Raw genomic sequence first — 16,202 nt, 5'->3', positions numbered from 1 at the left:
GACAAAATAGCCTCCACAAACTTAGAAGCAGTGGAGGCAGCATGACTACCAATCAATTTAACCCTACCCCAGAACAGCGCCGTGTTGTTCTTGCCGAATATGCCGAACCTAATGATCGCCTCGTGCGTGAAAAGGAACGTCAGCGCATTACTTCTATTTCCCGCTCAACTGCATGGCTTCTTGAGAACGAAGGCCGTTTCCCTGCCCGTAAGCCTCTTGGCCGCAACTCATGTGCATGGTTGCTCAGTGACTTACTTTGCTGGGTTCGCAATCCCCCGGCTGTAAATAACGTTAATACTCCATGTGGTCGCAAATTGGCCTAACAGAGTGTCAATGCAAACTCACGCAAGATCGCCTGATCAGCGAAAAGAAATTAACTTGCGAGCAATTGCACAAAGTAAATAGCAGTATCTGAAATGCTGTCGCGGCGGCTCTAAATAATGAACTTATTGGAGCAATAAAAATGGTATCTAAGAAAGTAACTGCCTTATCTGGCAGTACCCAAACTCAGCCTAAAATCGTACTCAGCGGTATTAACGTTAATGGCTTGCCTATCGAGTTTGTTAGTCAGTGGACAGAGTATTGGACTAAGCAAAGTTTCGCTATTTCAGTACCTGCTATTATTCGTCGCCAGTATTACCCGGATGATTCAGCGTTTAGTATTGCCATGCGCAAAGCTGGCTATGTGCCGGTTCGTACGCGAAAGCTGACAGGGAAGAAGGAGAGTTTCTGGCTGTATCGTGTAACTGGCAATGATAAGGGGGTATGTCCAGCAGTTCCCGCTAATAGCAAGGCTTGCGGCCCATTTGTGCAGGTGTCACACAAGCCTCGATATGGTTATAACGAGGTCGCTTTAGATGGGAAATTACTTCATGTGTATGGCGACCACATCCGTTTACTGACTAAAAAGCGGGTTCGTGTGAATGGTAAGCAGGTTCAGGGCTACACAGCTAAAGGTCTGCGTGTGGAGGTAGTGGCATGATGCTTACAACTCCAGTAGCCAGCCAGAGTAAAGCCTTTCCCTTGGCTGGCATCCTGAACCGACTATCTTTGAGCGAGTCGCATACTAAACACCGCAATTCACCGAGTTTACCGGCACACCGTAACCTGTTGATTAAACTTAATTGTGCTGAAATGGAATTAGCTAACTCATTGATTCTTGCACAAACCTGCCGCGCAGGGAGTCGAGTAAACAAAGACGAACAGTATTCGGGTTCGGCTGAACATAAACATTGCTTAGGTTCGGTAGTCATTCGAAACGGATGTAACAACGAAAATCAGCAGGTTACAGGCAAAGAAAAGGGAGGTACTGAGAATACCGCCCTTTGTGGTTATGGTTTTTTCCATCATGAGTTAAATCAACATCTTGCAGCGCGGCAGGATTTGCAGCTAGTTAGAAACTATTCGCAAAACCCACACATGCTAAATGATTACTCAAATCTGAGTCATGAGGAAAATCAACATCTTGCAGAACAGCATGTTAGTACCTGCGAAACTTTCGTAGGTCAGCCTTTTGGCTTTTATTTTAAACTGAATGAGGTGTTAACTTTATCACTCGAATTTGGATCGTGGTTTACTTTAATATCACCTGAGAGCAGCCCTTTCGTAAACCAATACAGCAATATTACAAATATTACGATTATTACTGATTGCCCTTTAGTTGGTATTTCCATAGTAAAACCTCCTTTGAATACTCAGCCTTTTTGCTCGATACCGCGAGATTGTAACTCTTTTCGGATAATGCGCTTTATCCAAGCAGAAACAGATGCATCTCCATCTTGTGCCAAAGCTTGCTTGATACCATCCTCCAACGCAGGTTCTACACGCAAAGCAATTTGTTTATTACCTTTACCTTTTATTTCTATGGTTGACATTTGGTTGACACCTAACTATGTTTGGTTGGTAGTCAAGTGTATGACAAGTGCATACCAAAAGGCAACGCCCCAGAGTGCTAGAACACTACTGAGGCGTTTAACCACCAACGATAGATTAGATATCGAGGCAGCTATGTTAAATCATACCCCAACTCGCTTTAAATTTCTCTTTCTCGCCGTGCACCGTTCTGACCTGAACGCCAAGCCGCACCGTGAATCTGTAACCGCCCATTCTGAACAAGAAGCCCGCCGCTCTCTGTCCGGTCAGTTCGTACTTTCCTTTGCTGGTCGCCTGCCGGAGGTGATCCATGCGTAAGCCTATCCCATTAGATTTAGCGCTCTATCGCACCGGTTTAGCCTGTTCGCTTTATGAAACCATTTTGGATAAAGCGAGTGATGAATGTTCGAAGCAACTACTCGACCTTATATGTATAGCTTGTGACATCAATAGTGAGGTTAATCATTCACTCAGCGCTGTTCTGGAGGCTAATCATGGATAAGTTAACCCCATGCGAAGTATCCGATGTGTTGTTTAGCCTCTCTCGTATGCTGGAAGTTGCTCAATTATTGATAGGCGAACCAGAAGGTGAAGATATTGGTTATGAACTTCTTGAATTTGCACAACAACATGCAGCAAAAGCGGCGAAAAATATCAAGGGGGTGAACTATGCGTGAACTGCGGCCTAAAGAACCCGTACCTCTGGATATTGCCACGCATAAAGCAGGTCAATTAAATGCGCTCTTGCTGCTGATGTTTGAATCCGATGTTGATTTAGATATTACTGACGAAAAGGAGTTAATCGGGTTAGCACTGGATCTCGCCGGGCCTGTGGCGGTTCATTTGCTCGAACGGGAGGCTGTACAAAAATGACATTCGTTAATGACGTTCGCAGCAAAGCCAAAGGCCACTGGGAAGCTATTTTACAACGTCTGGATATTCCAACCAATCGTAGCGAGGGTGAGTGTCCAAGCTGTGGCGGTAAAACCCGCTATCGATTTGATGATCGGGAGGGGCGCGGAACCTACTATTGCTCACACTGTGGCGCGGGTACCGGGTTGGATTTAGTGATGAAGGTTAACCAGTGTGACGCCCGTTCAGCGGCAGAAATGGTCGCGGGTGTAATGGCGCTGCCCTTGCCAGAGCCGAAGCCAGCCAGAGAGAAGCCTCAACCCAACATCGCTATAGCTGACAAGGTGGCGGTGCTGGTGGCTAAAACAGTATCGGGTGAATCTCAGTACCTACACAATAAGGGCCTTCCAAGCCCCTCCAATGCCTTACTCAGTGACGGCTCTCTGTTGCTGATACTGCAAGCAATGGACGGCACCACCACCGGCGCACAGGTGATTAACCCTGACGGCTCGAAACGGTTATTAGCGGGTACCGCGAAAAAAGGTTCATTTATTCCGGTAAGGCTCCAGTCACCAACAGAGGACGAACAGCCTGTAACGGTGCTGATCGCCGAGGGTTACGCAACCGGCGTTACCGTTTCGTTACTGGATGATGGGGTGGTACTGGCCGCACTGGACGAAGGCAACCTAATTCACGTCGCGAAGGTCTGCCGTGAACGGTGGCCACTGGCAAAAATCATCATTGCCGCAGATAACGACTGGCACGAATCGGGAGAATGTGACGAAAAAGGTAAACTCAAACTGAATATTGGTGTTATCTCCGCTGAAAAAGCCGCCATTTCCGTTTCTGGCTGGGTAGCCACGCCACCGACTCACCATAAAGCCGACTGGGACGACTACCGCCAACAAAACGGCACAGAGGCCACTACGCGCGCTTTTACTGAATCACTGTATCAACCAAAGGGGGCGAGCATGTCCGTTCAACTCACGGCGATAGAGGGCGGCAAAAAAGGCCAAGAAGAACGTGATCCGCTCGCACCGCATGTTCTCAGCCGAAAAGATGGCATTTTCTGGATCACGCCAAAGGTGGATAAAGACAGTGGCGAAATCATCAACAATGAAAGCTGGTTATGTTCGCCGCTTGAAGTTATCGGCAAGGGTCAGGAAGATCGTGAGCAATATTTGATTTTGTGCTGGAAAGCATCGGGCCAGAAGTTACCTGTCACAAAAGCGATTCGAAAGGCGGATATTGGTGAGCGTGAGGGCTGGCGCATTCTGAAAGGTGGGGGTGTAGATGTCACCACAAAACCGGCTTTACGGGCTACTTTAGGGGACTGGTTACAACGCAGCGCCGATGATGAGATGTGGAGTATAACACCTCGCTCTGGCTGGCATATGGGCGCTTATATCATGCCTGATGGTTCTATCATCGGTGAACCAGAGCAACCTATCATGTTTAACGGTGGAACAGCCGCAGCAGAGGCTTACAGCGTGGCAGGAACGGCGGAAAGCTGGCGCGATAATGTGGCGCGACTGGCAGCCGGTAATCCGTTTCAAATGTTGGCCGTAGGGGTTGCGCTGGCTGCGCCCATGTTGCCACTGGTGGGCGCTGACGGGTTCGGCATCCACCTCTACGCCCAATCTACCGCAGGTAAGACAACAGCCGAAGATTTAGCATCAAGTTTGTATGGTGAGCCAGAGCGCCAGCGCCTTACGTGGTATGGGACGTCTCTGGGTATTGCTAACGAAGCGGAAGCGCATAATCACGGACTCATGGCGCTTGATGAAGTGGATCAGGGCGCGAACCCTCGTCACGTTTACACATCGGCCTACACACTGTTTAACGGCAAGGGTAAGCTGCAAGGTGATAAAGATGGCGGGAACCGGGCGCTGAAATACTGGAAAACGGCCGTTATCAGTACCGGTGAGCGCGATATTGAAACCTACCTTAAAGGGGCAGGTATCAAGGTTAACGCCGGGCAACTGGTGCGGTTGCTCAATATTCCGGTATCTCGACCAACGGAACTTCACGGCCACCCAGATGGCAAGGCCCATGCCGACGCCCTTAAGGACGCATGGCAGCATAACCACGGCACAGCAGGTCGGGCGTGGATTGCTTACCTGTCCGAGCATACACAGGACGCTATAGCCGTCTATGCAATGGCAAAAGCCCGATGGCGGGCACTGATTCCAAGCAGTTACGGTGAGCAGGTACAGCGGGTTATTGATCGCTTTGCCGTTATCGAGGCTTCACTCGTACTGGGCAAGGCTGTTACCGGTTGGAGTGAACAAGGGTGCCGTGATGCGTTACAGCATGTGTTTAACGAATGGGTGGCAGCTTTCGGCACAGGCAACAAAGAGATAGAACAAATTATTGAACAGGCAGAGGCATTTTTGAGTGCCTACGGTATGAGCCGGTTCGCGCCACTGCCCTACGACCCGGAAAGCCTCCCTATTCGTGATTTGGCAGGATACCGGGAAAGCAAAAGTTACGGCGACCCTGTGACGTTCTATGTCCTGCCCGCAACATTCAAGGGTGAAATGGCAAAGGGGTTTGATTCGGCACAGTTTGCAAAAACGCTTCATGAGTCCGGCAGACTAAAGAAACCAGCCAATGTGAATGGTTATCAGACATTCACCCCACGCCTTAAGCACCTTGGCGGAATAAAGCAGCGGACTTACCTGATTGTCCAACTGTCAGATGAAGAATAACTCAATAAGAGAATGAAAATACGTTGTACCAGTTGTACCAGAGAAGGGTTTTTAATTATATACATCTGTTTTATAAGTGGTTTGTAATTAAGTTCTGGTACAAGTCTGGTACAACTCAAGGCCATTTTGGTACAACTAAAGGGGTTTTTGGTACAACCATGCAAGGGTAGTGAAGGTGGGATAGTCAGTTTGCACAGTTGTACCAGACTCATATCGAGTTGTACCAAAATAGGGGGGTAGTTGTACCAGAGAATTTACGTCAATTTGTTAATTAACATTAGGTTATCTGTTTTTGGTACAACTGGTACAACTGGTACAACTACTTTTCGTGTATTTATATAAAACTATCAAAACTTGAGGAGTACTGAGCGTGGATGATGAGTATAAAATCAAAAGTATTACACCTTCGATTGCTGGCTGGTGGCTTGAATGTCAGGACGAGGAAGGTAATACATGGTTCCAGCCTATTGTTGCATGGGCAAATTGTAGAATCCTAAATAATGGTTCGGAGTATGTAACTACTTATATAGATTTTGAGGGGCTATTCCCAATGGTGGATGGTGGTGAGGGTGCCATTGTTCCTTATATCACTGGTGATGCTGGAATCCGATATCTGCCAGATGCTAAATTCAAGCCTAGTAGCGAGCCGAGTTCATCTGCTTATTATCCAGTAAATGAGGAATAAATATGTCATTAAGCAAACTTGAAACCAACAACCTAAAGTCTGATCGTGACGCCATGTGTCAATCAGGCGTCAGGTATGAGGATACTATCGAAGCACTCAAACTTATTGAGTTACGTCGAATGAATTCACACCTTGAATATCTGGCGTCAATAATGGAAAACGCGCCTTGGAATATTAAGGAGTAATAAATAGTTTTGTAAATGTTTTGTTCTCATGCTTACTCGTGTTTACCCCTCGATATTTGAGGGGTTTTCTTTATTATTTTCAGTCATATATTGGTCAGTGACACTCCGACGGGAGCCGTCACTTTAGCCGTTTAGCGCCCACCTTTCCGCACTGGAATTCTGTTAAACGGCTTTACCTTTTAAGTTGGTTTCCCGTCTGTATTCACACTTACGGAAACCACTATGAAAAAATTGTTAGAGTTACGCCAGAAGAAAGCCGAGTTAGCCACTCAAATGCGCTCACTGCTGACCAAGGCCGAAGATGAAAAACGCAGCCTTACCCCCGAAGAAGCCACCCAGTTTGATGAAATCCGTGCTCAGGCAGATGCTCTGGTTACTGATATCATCCGTTATGAATCCCTTGCTGATGAAGAACGCACTCAGGGCGGTAAAGCCAAGCCTGTAGGCGATGGTAAGAAAGTGACCAATGACGAGTTACGCCATTACATCATGACCGGCGAAACCCGTATGTTGTCTACCACCGTGAATGAGAGTGGCGGCTATTCAGTTATCCCTGAGCTGGACAGTGAAATTATGCGCATGTTGGCTGATGAGTCAGAAATGCGCCAAATTTGCACCGTCAAAACCACCAAATCCAACGAGTATAAAAAACTTGTGTCCGTGGGCGGCGCGGCGGTAGGTCGAGGCGTAGAAGGTGAAGCCCGTACCGAAACCGCGACGCCTAAGCTGGAAGAGGTCAGTATCAAGCTGAACCCAATCTATGCTTACCCGAAAACCACGCAGGAAATCCTTGATTTTAGTGATGTGGATATCTTGGGCTGGTTGACCGAAGAAATCAGCGACACCTTTATTGAGACCGAAGAAACCGACTTAGTTAATGGTGATGGTACCAAAAAGGCTAAAGGCTTCCTGTCTTACCCTCGTGCTGCAACCGGTGACCGTACTCGCCCATTCGGAACGCTGGAAAAAATGGTTGCTGCCGGTGATGCGCCTACCGCTGATGAATTAATTGATTTGGTCTTCAAGCTGCGCCGCCGCTACCGCAAAAATGCTGTTTGGGTGATGAACTCCAACAGTGCCGCCATGTTGCAAAAGCTGAAAAACGGTAATGGTGATTATATCTGGCGTGACCGTCTGCAAGCTGGCGATCCGGATATGTTGCTGGGCCATCCAGTGCGCTATTTGGAAAATATGCCCGATGCTGAACCGGGTAAGCCGGTTATTGCTGTAGGTGACTTCAAGCGCGGCTATTTCATCGTCGATCATGAAACAGGCACCCGCACCCGTCCTGACAATATCACCGAACCGGGCTTCTATAAGGTTCACACTGATAAGTATCTGGGCGGTGGGTTGGTGGACTCCAACGCGATCAAGGTTCTGGAAATCAAGGCCGCGGCCAAGTAATCCAGTCGGGGGCTACGGCCCCTTTCTTGTCAGGGAGTTTACCAATGAAAGACACCGATTTTGAGATCCGCACCGCCAGCTTATCCACTAGCGATAAAAAGTTAGTGGGCTATGCCGTGAAATGGAATAGCCGCTCAGAGGTGCTGTGGGATGAGTTTGTCGAGCAGTTCGCGCCCAATGCCTTTAAAGCCAGTCTTGCCGCCGGTACCGATGTTCGCGCTTTGTTTGAGCATGACTATACCGCGCTGTTAGGTCGCACCCAGTCAAATACCCTAGTGTTAAGTGAAGACGCTACCGGTCTGCGTTTTGAGCTAACCCCACCCGATACCCAGTTAGGCCGTGATGTGCTGACCATGGTTGAGCGTGGCGATATATCAGGGATGAGCTTTGGATTTAGGGCATTAAAAGACCAGTGGGACAGTACCAAACAGCCCTATGTCCGTACTGTGTTGGCGGCTGAACTACGGGAAATCACCGTGACCAGCTTACCGGCCTACCGTGAAACGGATGTTCAGATTGCCAAGCGCTCACTGTTAGCTCAACACCCGGAGCTGGTGGATCTGTCTCTGCGTTCCCATTGGGCTTATCTGGCGGGGTTGTGATATGTGGCCGTTCAAACGCAAGACCGAAAGCCGTTCAATGACCATTGATGAGTTTATGGCGCTGGCTGGCATCCCCAATACGGGGGCCGGTGAACATGTGTCTGCTGCTACTGCTGAATCTCTGCCGGCTGTTATGAATGCTGTGACCGTTATCAGTGAAGCCGTGGCCTCGATGCCGTGTTACCTGTACCGGGTTCAGAATGAGAAAAGAGAATGGTTATCGGAGCATCCAGTTGATTACTTGCTGAATGAATACCCGAATGACTGCCAGACCCCTTACCAGTTCAAGCGCACGATGATGCGTCATTGTCTGCTCAATGGTAACGCTTATGCAGTTATCGAATGGGGCAAGGATGGTAAACCGCAATCACTGCATTCTTACCCACCTCGCGCCGTGGTACCCAAACGCCTGAGCAATCACCGATTCGCCTACACCATTACACACCCGGACGGCACGGTAAAAACGTACCTTCAGGAAGAAATCTTGCACCTGCGACATGCTACTGAAGATGGTTTCCTTGGGCGTTCGCCGATCACTGTCTGTCGTGAAACAGTTGGGCTTGGACTGGCTCAACAACGTCATGGCTCGTCGGTGATGAATAACGGCCTGATGGCGTCCGGCGTATTGACAACCGGTGACTGGTTAGACGGGCCAAAAGGCGCTAAGGCACTGGAAGCATTGGAGCGTTACAAAGGCGCACGCAATGCCGGTAAAACGCCGATTATCGAAGGCGGCATGAAGTACGAGCAGTTAGGCATGAGCAATCAGGATGCTGAGTGGTTGGCCTCTCGTCGCTTCACCATTGAAGACATCGCCCGGATATTCAATATCAGCCCGATATTCCTGCAAGAGTACTCCAACAGCACCTACAGCAATTTCAGCGAGGCGAGTCGCGCTTTTCTGTCTCAGACCTTGCGCCCCTGGCTAACAAATTTTGAGCAACAGGTTAAAGCCTCTCTTCTGGTGGCCAGTCACCCGGTTCAGGTTCGCTATCAGGTGGAGTTTGACACTGCCGACTTGCTACGGGCCAATCCTCAAGAACGTTTCCGCAGTTACGAAACCGCCATTAAATCAGGCGTGATGTCTCCGAATGAAGCGCGTGAGCGTGAGGGGATGCCAGCGTATGCCGGTGGTGAGGAATTCAGTCAGGCATGGAAACAGACAGTACAGGTGAAATCCGACGATGCTAAGGACGACCTATGAGAGCTGGCGGCTTACGACACAAAGTGACGATACAGACGTTTACCACGACTCAGCTACCGTCCGGCCAGCCATTAAAGCAATGGAACGATGTCGCTACAGTCTGGGCCGAAGTGAAGGCAATTAGTGGCCGTGAGCTGATTGCCTCTGGTGCGGAAATGTCAGAAATCACTATTCGGATCTGGATGCGTTACCGGGCTGGCGTGAGTTCAGCGAACCGCATTCGCTTTACCGTCAGGGGTGGCAAGCCCATGAATTATGACATTACCGCAGTGATACCCGATGAGAAAGCCACCCGGTTAGAGCTGCTGTGTAAGGGAGGTGTGAGCCAATGATAACGCTGGATGAGGCAAAGCTACATTGTCGTGTTGATGGTGATTATGAAGATTCACTTATTCAGATTTATATCGATGCCGCGCTGGAGGTCTGTCAGCAGCATATCGGTAAACGGTTTGATGCCGGTCTGGAGTTCAATCCTGCTATTCGTGTGGGGTGCCTGATGTATGTATCTCAATTGTATGACGGCCGGACGATGGTCAGTGAGGTTGAGGCTAAAGAGGTGCCACTGACCATTTCTGCATTGTGGAGTACTTATCGCGATCCGGGGGTGTACTGATGCCAGTCCATCCATTGAAACGTTGTAGTTATCCCGGATGCCGCATACGTGTGAAAGCTGGCCGTTGTGTTGAGCATAAACGTGAAGCCAGAGTGCAACAGGATTCGCAACGTGGTTCTCGTCGTGAACGTGGCTATACGCCCAGATGGGATAAGTACCGCCTGATGTATCTCAAGGCTCACCCGCTTTGTGTCCGCTGTGAGAAGCAAGGCATCTATACCCCCGCCAAGATAGTAGATCACATTATCCCGATTGATGGTGGTGAAGATGTTTTGTTCTGGCCGGAGAGTAATCATCAAGGTTTGTGTGTCAGTTGCCACAGTCGTAAGACCACTACGCAAGACCCTGTGACAAAGCAGCAGCGCAAAGCGGGTAAGTTCCATGAGCAAGAGGAGGCCGCCAAGCACCGCAATGATTGGATACATGAGTACAACAAAAATGCGTGAAGAAGAGATGCAGCGATTAATCAACGAGTTACAGCGTAGTCGCGAGGGTTTTATACAGAGCCATAGCAAGGCGTCTAAGCAAGCCACAGGCAAGCGTATGACGAAGCGTGACCGTGAGTTAATGGATGCGTTCCGAAACCGGTGACGAGGCGCAGGGCAAGGGGTGGGGGAGGTTTGAGGACAAAGCCCAAGACCGCTGGCACCACCCGCCTCCTCAAATTTTTACGCGCGGCACTTTTTTTCGTAGCAGTAAAGGCACAGGAAACAGCAATTTATGGCTAGACCACCCAAAGCCCCCACTTATTTAGATGAGATTGCTACCCGCAGAGTGGAAGGCAAGGGCAAAGCAGTTGACTGGAGCGCGGCGATCTGATTGATGCGGACTGGCGTAACCTTGAATTGTATTGCCTCAACTACTCGATGTACCGCAGAGCCGTGGCAGACCTTGCGGCGCGGGGTTTCTCGGTTGAAGGTTCTCGCGGTGCGACCACCACGAACCCTGCGTTGAAAGCCAAGTCTGACGCTGAGAAAATTATGATAAAAATGTCCTCGCTTATGGGCTTTGATCCAGTATCTCGCCGCCGTAATCCGGTGGAAGTTGATGAGGCAGACGCCCTTGACAGCCTATAACCGGTACGCGCTGGAGGTACAAAGCGGCAAAATCCCGGCCTGTATGCGGCTAAAACAGGCCGTTGAGCGGTACTTTAATGACCTGAATAACCCGCTTTATACGTTCGATGGGGCCACTGTAGAGCGCTTTATTGCCTTCTCTCACCTCTGCCCTCACGTAAAAGGCCCTCTACGGGGTCAGCCTATCGTGCTGGAGCCGTGGCAACAGTTTGCCTTTGCCTGTTTGTTGGGGTTCAAGGTGGCAGCTACAGGCCGCAGAAAGTACCGCAGTGCTTACATTCAGGTACCTCGCAAGAATGCCAAGTCAACGGTAGCGGCTATTCTGGCTAACTGGTTTCTGGTGATGGAGCCGGGCCAGCAAGATATCTATACCGCCGCCGTGAGTCGTGATCAGGCCCGTATCGTATTTGATGATGCCCGTCAGATGAGCCTTATCTCAAAGCCCTTGAGAAAGCGTCTCACTATTCAGCAGCACAAACTGATTTATGCCAAAACCAACAGCCTGTTAAAGCCACTGGCCTCCAAAGCCTCGACCATTGAAGGGACGAACCCCAGTCTGGCGGTGGTGGATGAGTACCATCTTCACCCGGATAACGCCGTTTATTCGGCGCTTGAGTTGGGAATGGGTGCCCGGCCAGAAGGGATACTCTTTGCTATCACCACAGCGGGTAGCAACGTGGTTTCAGCCTGTAAGCAACATTATGACTATTGCTGCCAGATATTGGCCAGTGAAGAACAAAACGAATCGTTGTTTGCCTTGATCTACGAGCTGGACGACGAAAGCGAAGTTGAGCAGCCCGAACAATGGATTAAAGCGAACCCTAATCTGGGTGTTTCTGTTGATGTTACGGCACTGACTGACACCATCAATAAGGCGCGGGGCATTCCCTCTCAATGGGTTGAGATGCTGACCAAGCGCTTTAATATCTGGTGTCAGGGCGAAACGCCGTGGATGGGAGCTGGTGCATGGGACGCCTGTATAGCCGATTACAGCGAGGATGATTTAACCGGTCTGGAGTGTTACGCCGGGTTAGACCTGTCATCAACCAGCGATATTACCAGTGTGTGCTACTCGTTCCCGGTTGAGAACCGTGTATTGCTACTTACCCGCCACTATATCCCCGAAGCCCAGTTGAATAATGCCGCCAATAAGAACCGGGCCATATATCGGCAATGGGTTAAAAGTGGCTGGATACGCACCACACCGGGCGACTGTATCGATTATGACCGCATCCGTGATGATGTACTGGCAGATAGCCAGCGGTTCAGTATCAAGTTGGTAGGGTTCGATACGTGGAACGCCACCCATCTTAGAACACAGCTACAAGGGGCCGGTCTGGATGTAGAGCCGTTCCCGCAGACCTACATGAAATTTAGCCCGGTAGCCAAGTCTGCCGAGGTATTCGTTAACCGCAAGGTAATTCAGCACAACGGCGATCCGGTCTTGGCTTGGGCGATGAGCAACGTTGTGATGGAAACCGACGCCAACGCCAACATCAAGCCGAACAAGAAGAAAGCCGCCAACAAGATAGACCCGGCTATTGCCTTCCTGATGAGCTTTGGCACTTACCAGATTGAACATGAAGACTTTGCGTACACCTTGAGCGAAAAACAGCAACAGCGGCTTAAAGCCTTTGACGGTATTTAATTGGAGATTGGTTATGAAAAGACAAATTGTGTTAGGTGGTGTTTTAGGTAAGAAATTCGGACGGGAATATAACTGGGATGTATCAAGCCCAGCAGAGGCAATACAAGCCTTAAGATTACAAATTAAAGGTTTTAAGCAATTCCTATTAGACAGTGAATCAAGAGGGCTTACATTTGCTGTTTTTAATGGAAAACGGAATATTGGTGAGAATGAGCTAGATCTTGATGGTAAGGCTCCGATTCGGATTATCCCTGTGATTATTGGCAGTAAAAAAGCGGGAATATTTCAAACCATTCTCGGAGCTGTTTTGGTTGCTGTTGGGGCGATACTTTGGGCTACCCCTATGGGCGTTCCGTTGGTCATGTCTGGTGCGTCAATGATGCTCGGCGGGGTGGTGCAAATGTTATCACCGCAACAGGGCGGACTTGCGTCAAGGCAATCAGCAGAGAATACCCCAAGCTATGCATTTGGTGGGCCTGTGAATACAGTTGCACAGGGAAACCCTATTCCGATTGGTTACGGTGAGCGAATTATCGGCGGTGCCATTATTTCAGCCGGTATCTATACCGAAGATCAGATGTAAGTTGTGAGCACTGAACCTATAGCGACCGTGACGGGGCATATAACCAAAGCCCCTAAGCGGGTACAGAGCAGCACAGGGAAGGTGATGGCTGTAGCGACAATTCTTGCATCGAGCGATAAACGCAGTGATTACCCGTTGCGGGTTATTGCCTTTGATATGTTGGCGCTGGAGTTAATGCTTTGCCCGTTGGGCCAGAAGATTACCGTTAGTGGCAGGTCTGCATACTGGAATGGGTATCAGGTTACAGCCAGTCACATTAGCTACTGAGAAGTAGATTGCTCTATACTCCCTCCATTCGTTCTCATGTTTTCGCCGTTGTGCGGCAATCCGTGGGGTAATCGGTGGGGTAACAAATGGTATAAATCATGTTGAACCCAATAATAATTAATTAAATATCAAGTGGTTAAAATAAAATGCTCAGTTATCGCCATTATTTTGACATGGTGTTTTTGTGCTGTCGCGTGTTTTCACAAAAAACATTAAAATCAAATGGTTAACTAAAAAACTAACTGTATATTGTTCCAGTGCTTTTTGACGTTTGCGCATTTATGCGGCAAACTGTGGGGTAATCGGTGGGGTAACAGAAAAAGAGACCGCAACCCAATTATGGCAACCTCAATTAATCGCCTAACAGATAGAAAATTGCGCTCAATGTTTGGCGTTCGCACAGACAAAATAATCAAGTTGTCAGATGGTGCAGGGTTAATGGTGCGCGTCACAAAAGCGGGTGCGGTTACCTGGCTCTATAAATATCGCCTTGGTGGTCGTGAAGCGGAGGCGATTCTAGCGACTTTAGGTAAATATCCAGATCTGACCCTCGCCAAAGCGCGAGAACTGCGTGACCAGTGCCGTAAGTGGCTGGCTGAGGGGCGTGATCCGCAACGTATGCTCAAACTTGATAGAGAGTCCACACTCAAGCCTGTAACCGTCAAGGATGCGTTAGAATATTGGTTAACTGAATATGTTGACGGTAATCTTGTTAACGCCACTCGATATAGAGAAAGATTCGATCTTCATGTTTTTCCATATATTGGCGAAATGGCTATTGCTGATTGCGAAACCCATTATTGGTTAAAATGCCTTGCCCGGATAAAGAAAAAAGCTCCCAGTGTTGCTGGAATGATTTTACAAATGTCTCAACAGGCTTTTAAGTTTTGCCGCATTCGCCGTTATGCTGTTTGCCACGCGCTTGACGGGTTAACCATGCAAGATATTGGCGTAAAAATAAATAAACGGAAGAGAGTATTATCCAATAAAGAGTTAACTGATCTGCTGGTGGCAATAAAAAGTAATTTCTTTTCGCCATATTACCAAAACATGTTTTATCTATTAACGGTTTTTGGGGCGCGTACAGTTGAAGTTAGATTATCTAAATGTAGTGAATGGGACTTAAAAGATAAAATATGGACAGTCCCCGAAGCACACAGCAAGACAAGTGAGAAGATAATCAGGCCAATCCCTGAGAATATCTATCCGCTTATTAAAAGACTGACGGAAGAGAATAAAAAATCAGGTTATTTACTCGGAGAGTTAAAAGAGAATACTGCCGTCAGCTCTACTGGAGGCCGTATTTGTGAGCGACTGGGCCATTCAGAACGATGGCGCTTGCATGACCTGCGCCGCACCTTCTCCACCGGTATGAATGATTTGGGTATTCCTCCCCATATTGTGGAATTGCTGCTCGGTCACTCGCTTGGTGGCGTTATGGCAGTGTACAACCGCAGTCAGTATTTACCTGAGAAACTGGACGCACTGAACAAGTGGATTGAGCGGCTAGATGTGCTGGCCGGTAATCATAAAAACGTTGTTATTTTAAAGGTTGGTGAAAAATGAGCAATGCATATCCAGAAAACACACCGAAATTATTAATAGATTTCTATGAGTCAGACTACGCACTCGACATTAGCACTGGCAGCGGTTCGATTACCACGAGAGATGTTATTGGTTTATTAATATTTGATGATAGTGTTAGGCATATATCTAACGCATTGGTAAAACGATTTTTAAAATATGAAAATACAGATATTAAGTTATTAACTTTTTCAATTATGGTGTCGGAAGCCTCAAAAGGCCCTAATGGATGGGAGTCCTTAACGCCAACAGAGCAGAAAGAAAAAATAAGTAGAATAAGAAAATTGGCTACTGAATTAAGTAGTGAAGTAAATGGCACTCCTTTTGATAAGGCGATAAGTACATTTATTGATGATAAACTACTTGATAATCATTATCATAATGGTCTTAAGTATTTAACCAGAAAATACTTAGACAGTTCTAAATCAGAAAACAAAGATCTAGATGTTGAGCATGCTTTTTTTTCATTGGTTGGATATTCGCAAGCTAAATTACCTTCACTTTTAGAGTCATTTGCGAATAAAGATATGATTCCTGATATTAATCCTATTCTTAAAAGAAAAACCAATCCAAGGAGATTATTTTTTATTAGAAGTCTGTCTAGATATTTTAAAAAACAATTTGGCACCAATTTGTATAATATAACAGCAGTCATTAGCAGCGCTGTACTTAAAGAAGCTGTAACTATTGATGATGTTAGATCCGCAATGAAATGATGTTTTGAGCGTTGGTTATCACTCCACATTGGTAAATAAGACATATAAAAATGCACCTTATATCCAATGTGGATATTTTCATCAAAGAACATGCGTTAAGCACAGCGTGCTTTATTTGGATAGAATCACAATGCAATAATCATGATATTTAGAAATATTAATAATTTATTTAAAACCAATTATATAATCCTTTCCGATTA

20 protein-coding genes and 1 pseudogene are annotated in these 16,202 nt (G+C 47.7%); all 21 read left to right on the top strand.

The window, feature by feature from the left end:
• The first annotated feature begins 41 nt into the window (after positions 1–41).
• The 21 genes and pseudogenes from V1956_RS23920 (at position 42) to V1956_RS23820 (ending at position 16,002) form a co-directional block, all read left to right on the top strand.
• Positions 42–323 (top strand): helix-turn-helix transcriptional regulator, encoded by a 282-nt coding sequence (locus V1956_RS23920; RefSeq protein ID WP_427259495.1) that lies wholly within the window; start codon positions 42–44, stop codon positions 321–323.
• 140 nt (positions 324–463) lie between these two features.
• A complete protein-coding gene (locus tag V1956_RS23915) occupies positions 464–982 on the top strand; it encodes a hypothetical protein (protein ID WP_442824712.1) in 519 nt (172 codons plus the stop codon).
• Entirely contained in the window at positions 979–2,190 is a 1,212-nt protein-coding gene (locus tag V1956_RS23910; RefSeq protein WP_442824711.1) for a host cell division inhibitor Icd-like protein, read from the top strand. The genes V1956_RS23915 and V1956_RS23910 overlap by 4 nt, the downstream gene beginning before the upstream one ends.
• Complete coding sequence (locus tag V1956_RS23905) at positions 2,183–2,374, top strand: hypothetical protein (RefSeq protein WP_046694456.1); 192 nt, start codon at positions 2,183–2,185, stop codon at positions 2,372–2,374. Before V1956_RS23910 ends, V1956_RS23905 begins: the two co-directional genes overlap by 8 nt.
• Positions 2,367–2,549 (top strand): hypothetical protein, encoded by a 183-nt coding sequence (locus V1956_RS23900; RefSeq protein ID WP_049604556.1) that lies wholly within the window; start codon positions 2,367–2,369, stop codon positions 2,547–2,549. The genes V1956_RS23905 and V1956_RS23900 overlap by 8 nt, the downstream gene beginning before the upstream one ends.
• On the top strand, positions 2,542–2,745 hold the full coding sequence (locus V1956_RS23895) for a hypothetical protein (RefSeq protein WP_050078201.1): 204 nt from the start codon (positions 2,542–2,544) through the stop codon (positions 2,743–2,745). The genes V1956_RS23900 and V1956_RS23895 overlap by 8 nt, the downstream gene beginning before the upstream one ends.
• On the top strand, positions 2,742–5,435 hold the full coding sequence (locus tag V1956_RS23890; RefSeq protein ID WP_442824710.1) for a DUF927 domain-containing protein: 2,694 nt from the start codon (positions 2,742–2,744) through the stop codon (positions 5,433–5,435). Before V1956_RS23895 ends, V1956_RS23890 begins: the two co-directional genes overlap by 4 nt.
• Before the next feature lie 370 nt (positions 5,436–5,805).
• On the top strand, positions 5,806–6,120 hold the full coding sequence (locus V1956_RS23885) for a hypothetical protein (protein WP_442824709.1): 315 nt from the start codon (positions 5,806–5,808) through the stop codon (positions 6,118–6,120).
• A 407-nt stretch (positions 6,121–6,527) separates the two neighbouring features.
• On the top strand, positions 6,528–7,709 hold the full coding sequence (locus tag V1956_RS23880) for a phage major capsid protein (RefSeq protein WP_442824708.1): 1,182 nt from the start codon (positions 6,528–6,530) through the stop codon (positions 7,707–7,709).
• A gap of 44 nt (positions 7,710–7,753) precedes the next feature.
• On the top strand, positions 7,754–8,311 hold the full coding sequence (locus V1956_RS23875; protein ID WP_048618033.1) for an HK97 family phage prohead protease: 558 nt from the start codon (positions 7,754–7,756) through the stop codon (positions 8,309–8,311).
• 1 nt (position 8,312) lies between these two features.
• Positions 8,313–9,515 (top strand): phage portal protein, encoded by a 1,203-nt coding sequence (locus tag V1956_RS23870; protein WP_226715781.1) that lies wholly within the window; start codon positions 8,313–8,315, stop codon positions 9,513–9,515.
• Complete coding sequence (locus tag V1956_RS23865; RefSeq protein WP_442824707.1) at positions 9,512–9,847, top strand: phage head closure protein; 336 nt, start codon at positions 9,512–9,514, stop codon at positions 9,845–9,847. The genes V1956_RS23870 and V1956_RS23865 overlap by 4 nt, the downstream gene beginning before the upstream one ends.
• Positions 9,844–10,128, top strand: coding sequence for a head-tail connector protein (locus V1956_RS23860; RefSeq protein ID WP_025376817.1), 285 nt, complete (start codon positions 9,844–9,846; stop codon positions 10,126–10,128). Before V1956_RS23865 ends, V1956_RS23860 begins: the two co-directional genes overlap by 4 nt.
• The gene (locus tag V1956_RS23855; protein WP_226715783.1) at positions 10,128–10,574 is read left to right on the top strand and encodes an HNH endonuclease; all 447 of its coding nucleotides are present in this window, start codon (positions 10,128–10,130) and stop codon (positions 10,572–10,574) included. Before V1956_RS23860 ends, V1956_RS23855 begins: the two co-directional genes overlap by 1 nt.
• Entirely contained in the window at positions 10,552–10,719 is a 168-nt protein-coding gene (locus tag V1956_RS23850) for a hypothetical protein (protein ID WP_442824706.1), read from the top strand. Before V1956_RS23855 ends, V1956_RS23850 begins: the two co-directional genes overlap by 23 nt.
• Positions 10,720–10,848: 129 nt before the next feature.
• A pseudogene (locus V1956_RS23845) lies at positions 10,849–11,204 on the top strand (phage terminase small subunit P27 family).
• Entirely contained in the window at positions 11,191–12,852 is a 1,662-nt protein-coding gene (locus tag V1956_RS23840) for a terminase large subunit (RefSeq protein ID WP_442825767.1), read from the top strand. The pseudogene V1956_RS23845 and the gene V1956_RS23840 overlap by 14 nt, the downstream one beginning before the upstream one ends.
• Positions 12,853–12,865: 13 nt before the next feature.
• On the top strand, positions 12,866–13,435 hold the full coding sequence (locus V1956_RS23835; RefSeq protein WP_046694469.1) for a tail assembly protein: 570 nt from the start codon (positions 12,866–12,868) through the stop codon (positions 13,433–13,435).
• 3 nt (positions 13,436–13,438) lie between these two features.
• On the top strand, positions 13,439–13,702 hold the full coding sequence (locus V1956_RS23830) for a hypothetical protein (protein WP_442824790.1): 264 nt from the start codon (positions 13,439–13,441) through the stop codon (positions 13,700–13,702).
• A gap of 339 nt (positions 13,703–14,041) precedes the next feature.
• Positions 14,042–15,268, top strand: a complete 1,227-nt coding sequence (locus V1956_RS23825; protein ID WP_442824797.1) for a tyrosine-type recombinase/integrase — start codon at positions 14,042–14,044, stop codon at positions 15,266–15,268.
• Complete coding sequence (locus V1956_RS23820; RefSeq protein ID WP_442824796.1) at positions 15,265–16,002, top strand: hypothetical protein; 738 nt, start codon at positions 15,265–15,267, stop codon at positions 16,000–16,002. The genes V1956_RS23825 and V1956_RS23820 overlap by 4 nt, the downstream gene beginning before the upstream one ends.
• Positions 16,003–16,202: the final 200 nt, after the last annotated feature.

Origin of the sequence: Yersinia sp. 2540 StPb PI, from assembly GCF_052217165.1 — a bacterium.
GTDB classification, from domain to species: Bacteria; Pseudomonadota; Gammaproteobacteria; order Enterobacterales; family Enterobacteriaceae; genus Yersinia; species Yersinia enterocolitica_E.
The sequence above is the reverse complement of the archived record's forward strand: the minus strand, read 5'-3'. Positions and strand labels throughout refer to the sequence as shown.